This window comes from Streptomyces sp. NPDC050418, assembly GCF_044458745.1.
In the GTDB taxonomy this organism is placed as follows: Bacteria; Actinomycetota; Actinomycetes; order Streptomycetales; family Streptomycetaceae; genus Streptomyces.
The window spans coordinates 225,563-240,326 of record NZ_JBITIG010000007.1; the positions used below are offsets into that span (position 1 = coordinate 225,563).

At 70.8% G+C, this 14,764-nt stretch carries 15 protein-coding genes; 10 read left to right on the forward strand and 5 right to left on the reverse strand.

Features of this window, described 5'->3' with window-relative positions:
- Positions 1-51: 51 nt before the first annotated feature.
- The 4 genes from ACIBI4_RS18785 to ACIBI4_RS18800 all read left to right on the forward strand — a co-directional run bounded on the left by ACIBI4_RS18785 (position 52) and on the right by ACIBI4_RS18800 (position 4,850).
- A complete protein-coding gene (locus tag ACIBI4_RS18785) occupies positions 52-1,989 on the forward strand; it encodes a protein kinase (protein WP_399205295.1) in 1,938 nt (645 codons plus the stop codon).
- A gap of 120 nt (positions 1,990-2,109) precedes the next feature.
- Positions 2,110-3,636, forward strand: coding sequence for a PstS family phosphate ABC transporter substrate-binding protein (locus tag ACIBI4_RS18790; protein ID WP_399205025.1), 1,527 nt, complete (start codon positions 2,110-2,112; stop codon positions 3,634-3,636).
- Between the two features lie 61 nt (positions 3,637-3,697).
- Positions 3,698-4,180, forward strand: a complete 483-nt coding sequence (locus tag ACIBI4_RS18795; protein WP_399205026.1) for a MarR family transcriptional regulator — start codon at positions 3,698-3,700, stop codon at positions 4,178-4,180.
- A 115-nt stretch (positions 4,181-4,295) separates the two neighbouring features.
- Positions 4,296-4,850 carry a hypothetical protein gene (locus tag ACIBI4_RS18800; protein ID WP_399205027.1) on the forward strand — a complete coding sequence of 185 codons (555 nt, stop codon included), beginning with the start codon at positions 4,296-4,298 and terminating at the stop codon, positions 4,848-4,850.
- Here the strand turns inward: ACIBI4_RS18800 and ACIBI4_RS18805 are convergent.
- Positions 4,834-5,250 (reverse strand): hypothetical protein, encoded by a 417-nt coding sequence (locus tag ACIBI4_RS18805; protein ID WP_399205028.1) that lies wholly within the window; start codon positions 5,248-5,250, stop codon positions 4,834-4,836. The genes ACIBI4_RS18800 and ACIBI4_RS18805 overlap by 17 nt on opposite strands.
- Positions 5,251-5,374: 124 nt before the next feature.
- Here ACIBI4_RS18805 and ACIBI4_RS18810 point away from each other — a divergent pair, with 124 nt between their 5' ends.
- The 4 genes from ACIBI4_RS18810 to ACIBI4_RS18825 all read left to right on the forward strand — a co-directional run bounded on the left by ACIBI4_RS18810 (position 5,375) and on the right by ACIBI4_RS18825 (position 9,315).
- Positions 5,375-6,211, forward strand: coding sequence for a helix-turn-helix transcriptional regulator (locus ACIBI4_RS18810; RefSeq protein WP_399205296.1), 837 nt, complete (start codon positions 5,375-5,377; stop codon positions 6,209-6,211).
- Positions 6,208-6,402: a DUF397 domain-containing protein gene (locus ACIBI4_RS18815; protein ID WP_399205029.1), complete on the forward strand. Its 195-nt coding sequence runs from the start codon at positions 6,208-6,210 to the stop codon at positions 6,400-6,402. Before ACIBI4_RS18810 ends, ACIBI4_RS18815 begins: the two co-directional genes overlap by 4 nt.
- Before the next feature lie 37 nt (positions 6,403-6,439).
- Positions 6,440-8,392, forward strand: coding sequence for a serine/threonine protein kinase (locus tag ACIBI4_RS18820; protein ID WP_399205030.1), 1,953 nt, complete (start codon positions 6,440-6,442; stop codon positions 8,390-8,392).
- A 197-nt stretch (positions 8,393-8,589) separates the two neighbouring features.
- On the forward strand, positions 8,590-9,315 hold the full coding sequence (locus ACIBI4_RS18825; protein ID WP_399205031.1) for a hypothetical protein: 726 nt from the start codon (positions 8,590-8,592) through the stop codon (positions 9,313-9,315).
- A 43-nt stretch (positions 9,316-9,358) separates the two neighbouring features.
- On the opposite strand, the gene ACIBI4_RS18830 is transcribed toward ACIBI4_RS18825, so the two are convergent.
- Positions 9,359-10,255 carry a LysR family transcriptional regulator gene (locus ACIBI4_RS18830; RefSeq protein WP_399205032.1) on the reverse strand — a complete coding sequence of 299 codons (897 nt, stop codon included), beginning with the start codon at positions 10,253-10,255 and terminating at the stop codon, positions 9,359-9,361.
- A gap of 97 nt (positions 10,256-10,352) precedes the next feature.
- Here ACIBI4_RS18830 and ACIBI4_RS18835 point away from each other — a divergent pair, with 97 nt between their 5' ends.
- Positions 10,353-11,183: an oxidoreductase gene (locus ACIBI4_RS18835; RefSeq protein ID WP_399205033.1), complete on the forward strand. Its 831-nt coding sequence runs from the start codon at positions 10,353-10,355 to the stop codon at positions 11,181-11,183.
- Positions 11,184-11,196: 13 nt separating this feature from the next.
- On the opposite strand, the gene ACIBI4_RS18840 is transcribed toward ACIBI4_RS18835, so the two are convergent.
- Together ACIBI4_RS18840 and ACIBI4_RS18845 are read right to left on the reverse strand one after the other, a co-directional pair.
- Positions 11,197-11,775: a Uma2 family endonuclease gene (locus ACIBI4_RS18840; protein WP_399205034.1), complete on the reverse strand. Its 579-nt coding sequence runs from the start codon at positions 11,773-11,775 to the stop codon at positions 11,197-11,199.
- Positions 11,776-11,847: 72 nt separating this feature from the next.
- On the reverse strand, positions 11,848-13,131 hold the full coding sequence (locus ACIBI4_RS18845) for an adenylosuccinate synthase (RefSeq protein WP_399205035.1): 1,284 nt from the start codon (positions 13,129-13,131) through the stop codon (positions 11,848-11,850).
- A 184-nt stretch (positions 13,132-13,315) separates the two neighbouring features.
- Between ACIBI4_RS18845 and ACIBI4_RS18850 the strand changes: the two genes are divergently transcribed.
- Positions 13,316-14,179, forward strand: a complete 864-nt coding sequence (locus ACIBI4_RS18850) for a diacylglycerol kinase (protein ID WP_399205036.1) — start codon at positions 13,316-13,318, stop codon at positions 14,177-14,179.
- A 27-nt stretch (positions 14,180-14,206) separates the two neighbouring features.
- On the opposite strand, the gene ACIBI4_RS18855 is transcribed toward ACIBI4_RS18850, so the two are convergent.
- On the reverse strand, positions 14,207-14,701 hold the full coding sequence (locus ACIBI4_RS18855) for a GbsR/MarR family transcriptional regulator (RefSeq protein ID WP_399205037.1): 495 nt from the start codon (positions 14,699-14,701) through the stop codon (positions 14,207-14,209).
- Between the last annotated feature and the right edge of the window lie 63 nt (positions 14,702-14,764).

The window sequence follows — 14,764 nt, forward strand, 5'->3', positions numbered from 1 at the left end:
GCGCGCACTATCCTCGACGTGACGAGCCGGGGCACGGGGGAGGCGGCGGCCATGGAGTCACTGGCGGCGGGGGATCCGCAGCGGATCGGGGCGTACCGGCTGCTCGGGCGGCTCGGTGCGGGCGGGATGGGCCAGGTGTATCTGGCGCGTTCGGAGCGCGGGCGTACCGTCGCCGTGAAGCTCGTACGCCAGGAGCTCGCCGAGCAGGAGGAGTTCCGCGCGCGCTTCCGCCAGGAGGTGCAGGCGGCGCGGCGCGTCGGCGGGCAGTGGACCGCGCCCGTGCTCGACGCGGACACCGAGGCGGCGATCCCCTGGGTCGCCACCGGCTATGTGGCGGGCCCCTCGCTGCAGCAGGTCGTGGGGGTGGAGCACGGGCCGCTGCCCGAGCGTTCGGTACGGATCCTGGCGGCGGGGCTCGCGCACGCGCTGGGTGACATCCACGCGGCCGGTCTGATCCACCGCGACCTCAAGCCGTCCAACATCCTGGTGACGATCGACGGTCCGCGCGTCATCGACTTCGGGATCGCGCGCGCCCTGGAGACCGTCGCCGACGGCGGGCTCACGCGGACCGGCGCGCTCGTCGGCTCCCCCGGTTTCATGGCGCCCGAGCAGGTACGCGGGGACCGGATCACGCCCGCGTGCGACGTGTTCTGCCTCGGGTCGGTGCTGGCGTACGCGGCGACGGGGCTGCTGCCGTTCGGCAGTGAGAGCAGCGGTGTGCACGCGATGATGTTCCGTATCGCGCAGGAGGAGCCCGACCTCTCCGAACTCCCCGAGAGCCTGCGGGACTTGACCCGCGCCTGCCTGCACAAGGACCCCGCCGCCCGGCCCTCGCTCGCCGACGTCCTGGACGCGACGGGCGCCGAGGACACCGTGCAGGGCGGACGGGCCCTGGAGCCGTGGCTGCCCGGGATGCTGGTGGCCCAACTCGGGCGGCATGCGGTGTCGTTGCTGGATTCGGAGGGGCCGGAGGCTCCTGGTGGGCCGGGGGCTCCTGGTGGGCCGGGGGCTCCTGGTGGGGCGGCTCCGGAACGGGCCGAGCCCTCGCCCGTGCCCTCGCCCTCACCGGAGGAGCCGGCCGCTCCCGGGAGTCCCGACGCCGGGGCGGCTCCGCCTCCGGGCTCCACGCCGCCGTCCCCCGGCGCTCCTGGGGAATCCCACCTCCCGACGGTGATCGTGGGCGGGCACGCGGCGTCGACTCCGCCGCCGGGTGCGGTGGGTCAGCCACCGGCCGGTGCGGGGCCAGGCTCCGGGGCGGGTACGCCGCCGCCCGCCGCGGGCACGCCCCCGCACGGCCACGCACCCGCCTACGGCTACCCGCAACCCCAGCCGGCCCATCTCCAGCCGCAGCCGCACCCCTCGCCGCAGGGCCACCCGTACCCGCCCATGGGTGGCGTGCCGGGTCCGTATGCCCCGCCGCCGCGGCGCAACGGGCGGGCCACCGCGGTGCTCGTCGCCGTCGCCGTGATCGTGGCGATCGGCGCGGGCGGCACGGTGTACGCGGTGATGAAGGGCGACACCGGCAACCGCAAGGAGGGCCGGAACACTCCGACGCCGACCGCGCCGACCACCCCGGGCGAGACCACCGGGCAGCCGCCGACCACGGACCCGCCGCCCACGTCCGACGCCCCGACGACAGATCCGCCGGAGAACGGTGAGATCCCCGTCGAGTTCCTCGGCACCTGGGAGTCCTCGTTCGGCGCGGGCGGCGCGAACACGCGCGTGCTGCGGATCCAGCAGGGCAACGCGGGCGACACCGTCATGAGCCTCACCGGCAAGGGCCCCACCCACGACTGCCGCTGGACCGCGACGCTGCGCTCGGCGGGCAACACCCTGGTGCTCGGACCGTCGAAGGTGACCTTCGGCCAGACCACCGAGTGCAAGCCGGGCGAGGTCAGCGAGCTCCGGCTGATCGACGACGTGACGCTCACACGCGAACTGATCGGAAGCGGCGGCGAACCGCTCACGTACACGCGCGCGGGTGACTGAACCGGACGTCTCTGATCCCCAACGTGCTTGTACGGGGCGGTACTTGAACCCCGGACGAACATCACCCGAACCTCCGGAGCCCGCCCTCCGTCACCGTCACCCCGTTCGTACCGTGACCGCATGGAGTGGCTGAGCACCGAGAATGTCATCGCCGTCGGCACCGCGCTGCTCGGCGTGCTCGCCACGGCAGCCGCGCTCGGCTGGGAGCGGTGGATGTCGAAGCACAAACGCCTCGGCTACCGCGTCCAACTGGACACTCCGGTCGGCAGGAACGGCGCGGACGGCCCCAATGTGCGGCTCGGGCCGTTCGACAACGCACAGGGCAGAAGCGCACAGGACGCGACCCTCGTACTCCTGCGCTTCGAGAACAGCGGCTCGCAGACGATCGCCGTCGCCGACTACCAGAGCGGCGGGAGCCACGGCTTCACCGTCGAGTTCACCGGCCGGCGGGTGAGCGGCGTGGCGGCCACGGTGCCGTCCGACGACCAGCACCTGATGGGCTACCTCTCCGGCCCGGGCGGCCTGCGGCACGAAGGCCACAGCCTCCACGTCCCCCGCGTACCGCTGAACGCGGGCAAGCACTTCAAGCTGCTCGTCCTGCTCGAAGGCGGCGGCACCGGCAGTGCGATCCGTATCGTCGGCGACGTGGCGGGCGGCAAGGTGAAGCCGACCCAGTCGGCGACCTTGGACGACACCCCGCCCCTCCTCGGCAAGCAGGCCCGCCTCCTGACCGCATTCCTCACCCTCTGCATCCTGTCCCTCTCCACGATGGTGATGGTGCGGGGCGAGACACCCCCGCCCATAGGCTGCGAGAAGGGCGAGCTCAAGGTCGTCGGCTCCACGGCGTTCAAGCCGGTGGCCGAGGAACTGGCCGGCAAGTACGAGCGTGACTGCCCGGGCTCCACCGTCACCGTCGAGGCCCGCGGCAGCGCGGCCGGCATCCGCGACCTGATGGCGGCGGGCGCGGAGACGAAGCTCGGCTCACCGGCCGTCGTGACCTTCGCGGACGGCCCGCAGTCCGCCGCCGACGCGAAGCTCACCGAGAACCGCGTCGCGGTCACCGCCTTCGCCATGGTCCTCAACGACAAGGCGGGCCTCAAGGACCTCACCGTCCGCGACCTGCGCCGCCTCTACAAGGGCGAGATCGTCAACTGGTCCCAGCTGGGTGGGCCCGACCTCCCCGTCGTCCTGGTCAGCCGCAACTCCAACTCGGGCACGCGTGGCGTCTTCCAGCGCCGTATCCTGCGCGGCTTCGAGCCCGCCGCCTCCTCCGCGGACTGCAGCCACAAGGACGACGCGCGCGCGAAGGTCTTCCGCTGCGAACTCGACTCCACCGACCAGGTGCTGGCCACCGTCGCCGGCACTCCGGGCGCGATCGGCTACAGCGAGCTGCGCACGGGCACGGAGACGAAGGGGCTGCACCGCCTCCGCATCGACGGCCACGCGCCGACGCCGGCCGACATCGCCCACTCCGCGTACCCCTTCCGTGAGATCGAGTACGCCCACACATACGGCCGCCCGCCCGCCGACTCCCTGGCCTCCTCCTTCCTCCACTACGCGATGCGCGGCGCCGGACAGGACGTGATCCGCACGCATGGCCATCTGCCGTGCTACACGCCGGAGGGGCTGAAGGTGTGCGCGTCGTAGCCGGCACGAGCCCCCCACCACGGTTGACCTCAACCGCACTTGAGCTCCTACGGTCACGAACATGACCGCCACCGAGCCCTCCGCCGAGACCCTCACCGACACGCAGCTCGCCGGGCAGCCCGTCGCCTACTGGACGGGCCTGGCCAACGAGGCGACCGTCGCCTTCATCCGCGCCCGCCTGGCCGAACTGGGCTGCACCCAGCCCCAGTACTGGCTCCTGCGCAACCTCTCGCCCCACGACATCTCACCGGACGGCCGGGGCATGACGATCCCCGAACTCGAACAGGCCATGTCCGCCTACCTCCGCCCCGGGGACGACCTGACGTGGGAGGCCGAGCCCTTGATCGGCCGCGGCTGGCTGACCCGCGACGCGGAGTCCCGCCTCTGGCTCACGGACGAGGGCGAGAAGGCCCGCCTGACCATCAAGTCCCACGCCCCGGCCATCCGCACCGCCCTCCACGAGGGCATCGACGACGCGGATTACGTCACGACGGTGAGAGTCCTGCAGCGGATGATCGTGAACGCGGGCGGGGACCTGGTCTGACACGCCCTCCCCCGCACGGCTGAGCCTGATCACTCCGCGCGCCGATGTGGCCCGGCCGCCCCGCTGGAACAGTCGAGGTGAACCAACCCCCCTCGCCTGCCCCAGGAGGCCACCCATGTCCGCACGCACCGCGCACACCTCTGCCGCGCACACCTCGCCCACGTTCCCGCCGCCGTCCCGGCGCACGATCCGCGCGGCCTACGCCTCCGCCCTCTCCGCGACCGTCGGCTTCATCCCGCTGCACGCCGTGTGGGCCCTCGGCATCCCGCTGTGGGCCGACCCGGACAGGTTCGACACCTGGTACGCGGAGGGCGGCGGCCCGTACCTCTTCGTCCTCAACGCGATGGCCGCCCTGGCCGGCCTCCTCGCCCTGAGCCTGGTCCGCCCATGGGGCCACACCTTCCCGGCCTGGCTCCCCCTCCTACGAGGCCACCGAGTCCCACCCCGCACCCTGACCGCCACGGCCTACACCGTCGCGACGGCCCTCCTCGCCTACACCGCTTTCGCCACGTACCGCACCTTCGTCGAGTGGAACGACCCGGGCGTCTTCAGCCGCTGGATCGCGGTGTACGGGATTCCGCAGTTCTTGGTGTGGGGGATCGGGTTGTTCATCGCGGCGCGGTCGTACGGGCGGCGGGCGTCGGCGTCGCCGCTCACGTCCCGGACGTGAGCGCAGGCCCGTGTACACCCAGCGCGTTCCGCAACAGCAGTACGTGGACCAGATGCCCGTCCGGCGTCGGCCGGCTCAGCCAGCTGAGGGGCCAGGTGCGGCCCGTGAGGGACGGGACCGGGACGTACGAGATGCGGCCCGGTCCGGCTGTCAGGCGGGTGATGTCGGGTGGCCAGGCGCGGTGGGACGTGCTGCCCGGCGGGACGAAGAAGTAGACCGCGCGGCGGCCGTTCGCTTCCGCGACGATCGGGCCCGGGTCGCCGCCGGTGAGTTTGGAGAGGGTGGCGGCGAGGGCGAGGCCGGCGTCTCCGTCGACGCGTACGGCGTCGAACTGGACGCCGGCGAGGTGGAGTTGGATGCCGGTTGCGGGGACCCAGGTGGGGTGGGTTTTTGCGTTCATGGGTTCAGTTTCCGCAGGTCGGGCTAGCGTTTCCATGACTGGCTGTTGACCGGTAGCAACGGTGCGCTATCGGCACAGGCAGGTGGTGACCGGTTGAGTTCGATTGAGTCCGGGGGTGACCGCAATGGCGCGGGCAGAGAACAAGAAGCTGGCGAGTACGGCGACACAGCTGATTGCCGAGTTCGCACGCATGAAGCGCATCGAGAAAAACCTGACCCAGGAGGACGTGGGCCATCTGATCGGGTACACGGCATCAGCCGTCAGCGCCCTGGAGACAGGTGCGCGGCCTCCCAGCGACCTGATGCTCGTCAAGCTGGAGGAGGTACTCGGCGACGAGCAAGGTCTGTTCGACCGGGCACGTGATTTTGTCCGGATGGACAAATACCCGCACCAGTTCAAGGACTTCGCACCCCTGGAGCAGGCAGCGGTGACGCTCTCCTCGTACGTGATGATGACGGTTCATGGGCTCTTCCAGACCGAGGAGTACGCCCGCGCCTTGATCAGCGGCGGCTTTCCGCCCTTGTCCGAGCAACGAGTGGGCGAACTCGTGGAAGCGCGGATGGAGCGCAAGGCGCTGTTCGACCGAGAGCCGGTCGCGCTGATCGAGCTCGTCATCGATGAGGCCGTGCTCCGACGCGTCGTGGGTGACGAGCGGGTCATGCGCGACCAGTTGCTGCACCTCGCCGAGTGTGGCCGGCGGCGGAATGTGACGCTGCAGGTCCTGCCGTTGGACGCGGGGCGTTCCGGCCAGCACGCCGGGACACGAGGACCGATGACCCTGGTGGAGACCAACGAACACGACCGTCTCGTATACCTCGAACCGCAGGACGAGAGCCTGCTGATCAGCGACCGCGCAAAGGTGAGTACGTACACACAGCGCTATGCGAAGATCCGGGCACAGGCACTGGGGCCGCATGAATCGCTGGGCCTCATCGAGAAGTTGGCGGGAGCAACTCAATGACCAGCAACCTGCAGTGGTTCAAGTCCAGCTACAGCAGCGACAGCGGCGGCGAGTGCGTCGAGGTGGCCTTCGCCCACCTCGCCACCGCCCGCAACGAAACAGTGCACGTCCGCGACTCAAAGACCCCCACCCACCCCCACCTCACCCTCACCGCCCCCACCTGGACCACCTTCCTCGACTGGGCCAAGTAGGGCCCAACTCCCGTACAGGCGTGCAAAGATCCGACGCATGGATGGTCTCGAACCGCTGACCCCGGACGAGCCCGCACGGATCGGTCCGTACACGCTCGTCGGCCGCTTGGGGAGCGGTGGAATGGGGCGGGTGTATCTCGCGCGGGACGGTGGCGGGGAAGCCGTTGCCGTGAAGCTCGTGCATGGGGAGCTGGCCGGGCAGAGAGAGTTCCGGGAGCGGTTCGCGCGGGAGGTGACCGCCGCGCGGCGGGTCGGCGGGGAGTGGACCGCGCCCGTCATCGATGCCGATACCGAGGCCGTGGTGCCGTGGGTCGTGACCGGTTACATCCCCGGGATGTCGCTGCAGGCCGTGGTGGGCAGGGAGTACGGTCCGCTGCCCGGGGAGTCGTTGCGCGTGCTCGCGAGCCGGCTGGCGCACGCGCTCAGGTCCGTCCACGAGGCCGGGCTGATCCACCGCGACCTCAAGCCCTCCAACGTCCTGCTCACGGCCGAGGGCCCACGCGTCATCGACTTCGGTGTCGCCCGCGCGCTCGACACCGTCACCGGCGGTCAGCTCACGCAGACCGGCGCGGTGTTGGGCTCACCCGGGTTCATGAGCCCCGAGCAGGTGCGTGGTGAGCGCCTGACGCCCGCATCCGACCTCTTCTCACTCGGCTGCAGCCTCGTCTTCGCGGCGACCGGCCGCAGTCCCTTCGAGGGCGACGACAGCGGGGCGCATGCCCTGATGTTCCGGATCGCGTTCGAGGAGCCGGATCTGGAGGGCGTTCCGGAGGAGATTCTCCCGCTGGTGAGGGAGTGCCTGCGGAAGGAGCCCGGCGAACGGCCGGATGCGGAACGGCTGTTGGAGCTGGCCAATCCCGAGCCGCTCGGGCCGTGGCTGCCGGAGCCCGTACAGGAGCTGCTGACCCGGCATGCGAGCGGTGTACTGGCCGCCGAGGTGCCGGAGCGCGGCGAGGAGGAAGCGGGTTCGCAGCCTCCCACCGGCGGGGATGGCGCGTCCCTGTCCACGGAGCCCGGCCCGAAGCCGAAGCCGAAGCCGAAGCCGCCGGGGCGCAAACGCACCACTCTCATCGCCACCGGCGCGGTCCTCGCCGTCTGCGCGGCGGCGTCGCTGGCGTACGTACTCAATCCCGGGAACGACGGCGGAAGCCGGACGGACGCGAAGGGTTCGGGAGTGGCGGCCGGCGGGGTGACGCAGTCGCCCGGCAAGTCCGGGACGCCCTCGCCGAAGCCGTCCGAGTCCAAGGGGAAGGGCAAGGAGAAGGGCAGGAAATCGCCGAACCCGTCCGCCGAGGAGTCGGGGCAGGGCGGCTCGTCCGGTGGGGACGGCGGCGACGGCAAGGTGGCCGCGGCCTTCATCGGCGGCTGGGAGGGCGAACTGCCCGGCAGCAACGGCGTTCTGCGCCTCGACATCCGCGCGGGGGCCGAGGGCGATACGGTCGCGACCTCCGTGGACGTCGGCAACGACTGGATGTGCGTACGCAAGTCGGTGGCCGTCTCCGCCGACTCCTCCACGCTGGAGCTGAACGGCGGCGAGGTCCCGCTGCAGCGCAATCCGGCCAAGTGCACGTTCCCGACCGAGATGTCGCTGACCGCCGGATCGGCGGACGTCCTGAACCTGAAGTCGAGCGCGGGCAGCGTACGGCTCAGCCGCTCCGGGACGTCCGTCCCCTCCTCGTACGTGGGGAAATGGCAGGCGCTCGACATGGAGGGCAACCGCAACAAGATCTGGTTCACGATCGAGGCGGGCGCGGTCGGCACGGCCCGCATCACGGTGGTCGACAAGCGGTACGAGACGCCGTGCACGACGACGCAGGTGCTGGCGTCGCTCGACAAGGGTCTGGTGTACGGGCCCTCGTCGAAGCCGTCCAGCGGCGACTGCGGCGCCCGCACCAGCGAACGCGTCACGCCGTACGCGGACGGCAAGCTCCTCGTCGAGGAGTGGCGGGGCCTGGGAAGCGGGCCGGCGGAGCTGGTGCGGGCGTCGTGACCTTCCGCCTCAGTCCTTGAGTCTGCAACAGGTCTGCAATAGCTGGGGTGTTCGCGACCCGGAGATCACACAGGGTCGACGTATTGTTGTGTACACAACCAATCTGGCGGCCGGTGGAACGAGGCCCTGGGCGCTGAGGAGATACGCGGATGCGGGCGCGTGGACGTCGTACGACACGGGGCGCCGCCATGGCGGGAATGACTCTCGCCGTTCTGTTGTGCACCGCCTGCGGTTCCGGTGGCGACGGCGGGGCATCCTGGCCGGACAAGGGGCGGCCGGGGCCGACCGGCCAACGCTCCGAAGCCGCACCTGAGAATCCCTGGGGCAAGGCGCAGGCTCCCTTCGACGAAGAGGCCGCCGCGGAGGCGCTGCTGTCGTCGGGGGACATGGGCACCGGGTGGGTACCGGGGGAGGTCGAGACCAAGCCGGGGAAGGCGGTCGACGACAGCGACACATGGGCGCACGTCACGGACAGCCAGTGCCGCGCCGCCCTCACGGGCGAGAAGATGCGCACCACCGGTGGCGCCGAGATCACCTACGAGTCCTCCACGAAGGGTTCGGGCCTCACCATCGGGTCCGAAGCCGGAGGCTATGCCACCGAGAGGCAGGCCACCTCCGCTCTGGAGCATCTGCGCTCCTGGCCCACCGCCTGCGCCGATCGGCGGATCAACTTCGAGGGCAGTGAGGCAGTGACCTTCACCCCCACGCGCTTGACCATGCCGGAGCTCGCCGAGGACCGCACCGCCGTGCGCATGACGCTCAAACGGGTGGGCTCCGAGGGCTGGTTCACCATCATCGACATGTACCACCTGCGCAAGGGACCCAACGTCTCGACGGTGGGAGTGATCCTCAAGGCGGGCACCATGCCACTCGCCGAATCCGAGGTCACCCGCCTCCTCGAAGCCGCCGCCGCACGCCTCTGACCCGCCACGAGGGAGCAGGCCGTCGCCGTATGAGCAGCCGGCCTCACCCCTCCCCCACCGCCAACCGCCCCGCCTCCGCATACCCCCGCACCAACGGCCGCTCGTCCCCCGCCCGCCACGCCAGCGCGAACCGGCTCGGTGCGACGCCGTCGACCGGGCGGGTGATCACGCCTCCGCGGGCGACCAGCGGGACGTTGCCCGCCGCGACCAGGCACACGCCCCGGCCGTCCACCAGCGCCTCGTACGTCTCGTCGATGCTCGCGATCTCCGCGCCGATCCGCGGCGGGCGGCCCGCCCGTTCGTCCGTCGCAAGCCAGTAGTCCCGCAGGTCACCGGCCTCGCGGGGCAGGGCGAGGAAGGGTTCGTCGAGGAGGTCGGTGAAGGGGATGCGGTCGCGCGCGGCCAGCGGATGGCCTTCCGGCAGGGCGACTTGGCGCGGCTCCGTCGCGAGCACCACCCAGCGGAAGCGCTCCGGATCGGCCAACGGCAGCCAGACGAAGGCGATATCGCTGGAGCCGTTCGCGAGACCGGCGGTCGGGTCGTCCCACGTGACCTGCCGCATCCGCACCTCGGCCAGCGGGTGCGCCGCCGTGAACCGGGAGCGGATCGCGGGCCGCAGGCCGCCGCGCGCCGGGCTGTGGCTCATGCCGACGACGAGGGTGGCGCGCGCGGCGGCCTTCGCGCGCTCGACCGCGGCCACGGCCGCCTCCCACGCGGCCAGCACCTGCCGCGCCTGCGGCAGCAGCGCCTCGCCCACGCCCGTGAGCCGTACGCCGTGCCGGTCCCGCTCGAAGAGCGGCGCCCCCAACTGCCGCTCCAGCGCCCGGATCTGCTTGCTGAGCGCGGGCTGCGACACGTACAGGCGCTCGGCGGCGCGCGTGAAGTGCAGCTCCTCGGCGACCGTCACGAAGTAGCGCAGGTCCCGTCCGTGTACGTCCATAACCGATGGCTATCACGGCAGGTCTTGGACGGGGAAGGGCGGACGGGGCGAGGCTTTGACTCGTCAGCGGGAAACGCCACTTCGAGGGGGAGACACCATGAACAAGGTCTGGCTGATCACGGGCGCCAACAGCGGTTTCGGGCGGGCGTTCACGGAGGCGGCGGTCGGCGCCGGTGATGTGGTCGTGGCGGCCGCACGCCGGATCGCGACCCTGGACGATCTTGTCGCCGCCCACCCCGACCAGGTGGAGGCCGTCACGCTGGACGTGACGGACCACGCCGCGATCGACGCGGTGGTCGCGGACATCGTGCGCCGCCACGGACGGATCGACGTCCTGGTCAACAACGCGGGCCGGACGCACGTCGGTTCGGTCGAGGAGAACGGCGACGCCGAACTGCGCTCGCTCTTCGACGTGCACTTCTTCGGGCCCGCGGCCCTGACCCGCGCGGTGCTCCCGCACATGCGCTCCCGCCGCTCGGGGGCGATCGTGCAGCTCAGCAGCGTGGGCGGGCAGATGTCGATGGCCGGCTTCGGCGCGTACAGCGCGACGAAGTTCGCGCTTGAGGGTCTGTCGGAGGCGCTCCAGGCCGAGGTGAAGCCGCTGGGCATCGATGTGCTGATCGTCGAACCGGGCGCGTTCCGCACCAGCCTGTTCGGCAACCACAGCCTGAGCGAGGGCGAGATCGCCGACTACGCGGAGACGGTGGGGGCGACGCGCGCCTACGTCGAGACGGGCGGCGGCCAGCAGGCCGGCGACCCGGCGAAGGCGGCGGCCGCAGTGCTCGCCGCGCTCGACGCACCTGAGACTCCTCTGCGTCTCGCCCTGGGCGGCGATTCGATCGACACGATCCTGGGGCACCTGGACCAGGTCCGGGCGGACCTCACGGCCTGGGACAAGGTGGGGCGCGGCACGGCGTTCGACGCGTAGTGCCTACGGCTCGTCAGCGCACGTAGTTCTTGAGGATCTCGGTGTCGAGGGTGATGCCGACGGGGTCGGGGAGGGTGACTTCCTTACCGAAGGCCGCGGTGTGCACGTCCTCGTAGCGCCCGCGCTCCGGGTCGGGGTTGGTGTGCACGACGACATCACGCGCGGCACGGTCGATCAGCAGATAGACCGGGATTCCGGCGCCCGCGTAGGCCTCGGGCCTCTCCACACGGTCACTGTGCAGGCTGTCGGAGTCGTACGAGGTGACCTCGACGGTCATCAGGATTCCGGCCGGGTCGGACCACTCGCCGTGGCCCCTGAAGTGCTCGTCCGGGGCCAGGGTGCCGTCCGGTCGGGCCCGCCCCATGCCGTGCGTCTCCACCTGAAGCCCCCGCAGGGAGTACAGGTACGCATCGGGTCTGGTCTCCAACAGGCGGCGCAGCAGCCATTGGAGAACCTCGGAGTGATTCCCGTCCGCCACACACTTCTCGCGGATGCGCTGCCCGATGAACTCCAGGGTGACCGTCTCCGGAGCGTGGGCTGCGATCTCTTCGAAGTCCTCGACGAGCATGTAGGCGTCCGTGTGTTCCCTCATGGTCCCGAGTGTCGGCGAAACGCCGTTGGGGGCGGACTGTCACCACACAGTCCGCCCCCAAGGTGTGAACGCCTACAGGAACGAGTTGATCTCGATCGTCTCGGTCCGGCCGGGGCCGACACCGATCGCCGAGATCGGCGCGCCCGACATCTCCTCCAGGGCCTTCACGTACGCCTGCGCGTTCTTCGGCAGGTCCGCGAAGGTCTGGGCCTTGGTGATGTCCTCGGACCAGCCCGGCAGGTACTCGTAGACGGGCTTCGCGTGGTGGAAGTCCGTCTGGGAGTACGGGAGTTCCTCGACGCGCTTGCCGTCGATCTCGTACGCGACGCAGACGGGGATCTGCTCCCAGCCGGTCAGGACGTCCAGCTTGGTGAGGAAGAAGTCCGTGAGGCCGTTGACGCGGGTCGCGTAACGGGCGATCACGGCGTCGAACCAACCACAGCGGCGGTCACGGCCCGTCGTCACACCGCGCTCGCCGCCGATGCGGCGCAGGTCCTCGCCGTCCTGGTCGAACAGCTCGGTCGGGAACGGGCCCGCACCGACGCGCGTCGTGTACGCCTTGAGGATGCCGATGACCCGGTTGATCTTCGTCGGGCCGACGCCCGCACCCGTGCAGGCGCCGCCCGCGGTCGGGTTCGAGGACGTGACGAAGGGGTACGTGCCGTGGTCCACGTCGAGGAGCGTGCCCTGGCCGCCCTCGAAGAGGACGACCTTGCCCTCGTCGATGGCGTTGTTCAGGATCAGCGTGGTGTCCGCGACGAACGGCTTGATCTGCTCCGCGTACTGCAGCATCTCCTCGACGATCTTGTCCGTCTCGATCGCGCGACGGTTGAAGACCTTCGTCAGGAGCTGGTTCTTGGTGTCGAGGGCCGCTTCGACCTTCTGGGTGAGGATCGACTCGTCGTAGAGGTCCTGGACGCGGATGCCCACACGGTTGATCTTGTCGGCGTAGGTCGGGCCGATGCCGCGACCGGTCGTGCCGATCTTCCGCTTACCGAGGAACCGTTCCGTCACCTTGTCGACGGTGACGTTGTACGGCGTGATGAGGTGGGCGTTTCCGCTGATCAGAAGCTTGGACGTGTCGACACCGCGGTCGTTCAGTCCGCTCAGCTCGGAGAGCAGGACGGCCGGGTCGACGACGACACCGTTGCCGATGACCGGCGTACAGCCGGGCGAGAGGATCCCGGAAGGGAGCAAGTGGAGCGCATACTTCTGGTCGCCTACGACAACCGTGTGGCCGGCGTTGTTGCCACCCTGGTAGCGCACCACATAGTCAACGGAGCCACCGAGCAGGTCGGTGGCCTTTCCCTTGCCCTCGTCACCCCACTGAGCACCGAGCAGCACAAGTGCGGGCACAGGCGTACACCCCTTCCGGGCGGGGCATGTCCAAGGTCAGGGGCGTACGTGTGCACGTACACCTGGCGGTCCCCATTGACCGCGGACGTCGGACCGGTGCCCCGGAATAGACCAAGCCCCTGGCGCAATAGCGCAAGGGGCTCTTGCACAAAGATGCTACCCCGTACCTTGAGGAAGGACCGAGGTGTCGGCTTCAGCGCCCGCCGCGAACACGGCTCAGCCGCTCCTTGTCGTCGTCGATCCCGCCGCCAGGCGCGCGGACGGGGAGTCCGTCCGCATCGCGAAGGACGTGCTCTGCGCACGCTCCGGCGGCCCGGTGAAGATCTGTCTGCCGGACGGGCCGGAGGAATTCGCCCGGGCGCTGCAGCGCCGCGGGGCGCGCAGACCGGTGGTCGTCGGGGACGACCGGGCGCTGCTGCGCGCGGTCGCCGTGCTGCACCGCGAGCGTGAGCTGGCCTCGGCGGTCCTGTCACTGGTGCCCGTGGGCACACAGACCCGGCTCGCCCAGGACCTGGGCGTGCCGTCCGGACCGGTCGCGGCGGCCTCCGCGGTGCTCGACGGTGCGGGGCGGCAGCTGGACCTCCTGGTGGACGACAGCGACGGTGTCGTCCTGGGCGACCTGCGCATTCCCGCGCTGGCGCCGTCAGGGAGCGGGACCGCCTCCGCCGGGTCCGGGGCCGAGCCCCACGGCCGTGACCACTGGTGGCGCACCTGCCAGTCCCTCGTACGGACGCTCGTCCGCCCCGCCCCGGCCGGAGCGCCGGGACCTTCTCGGCTGCGGGTCGAGGCGGACGGGGTGACGCTCGTGGACCTGGACCAGCCGGTCGAGGACATCTGGGTCTCCACGTCGCGTGGCGGCCTCGCCCGCGTGGAGGTCCGCCCGACGTCGGTGGGCGCCGCGGCCCCGTCCCTCCTCACCCGCGCCCGCTCGGTCACGGTCTCGGGCCCGGACTTCCGCTACCGCGCGGACGCGCTGACGGCGGGTCCGGTCCGGACGCGGACGTGGACGGTGCGGGCGGGGGCCTGGACGCTGACGTTGCCGGCGTAGCGCCCTCGCGCAGCCCCTGCGCGGGGATCAGGCGTTCGGCCCGAAGACCCGCTCGCGATGCGCCCGCCAGCGGTCCATGAGCGTGCCGAGCTCGTTGTCGAGGAACGTGAAGAACTCGAGGGTCTCGGCGATCCGCCGGCCCGCGTCCGTCTCGGGGCCGAGCATGGAGACGCCCTCCTTGAGGGTCGCCTCCCAGCGCTTGAGGATCGACTCGCGGTTGGTGAGCGCCTCGTACCAGCTGCTGCTGTGCACGCGATAGCGCTCACGGCGTGAACCGGGCTCGCGCTCGCGCGAGACCATGTGGACCTGGGAGAGATAGCGGATCGCGCCGGAGACCGCGGCCGGGCTGATCTGCAGCTCCTTGCCGAGCTCGGCGGAGGTCATCACGCCCGTCTCGGAGGCGAGAAGTCCCGCGAACACGCGCGACGGCATCCGCGGCATCCCCGCCTCGACCAGCTGAGCGGCGAACTTCTCCACGAAATCCGACCGCACCGTGTCGGCTGCCCCACCGCTCTGACTCATCCGTCGATCCTCTCCCCTGCTCATGACGCCACGGTCGAGTTTATACGCTTCCTTAACTTCACA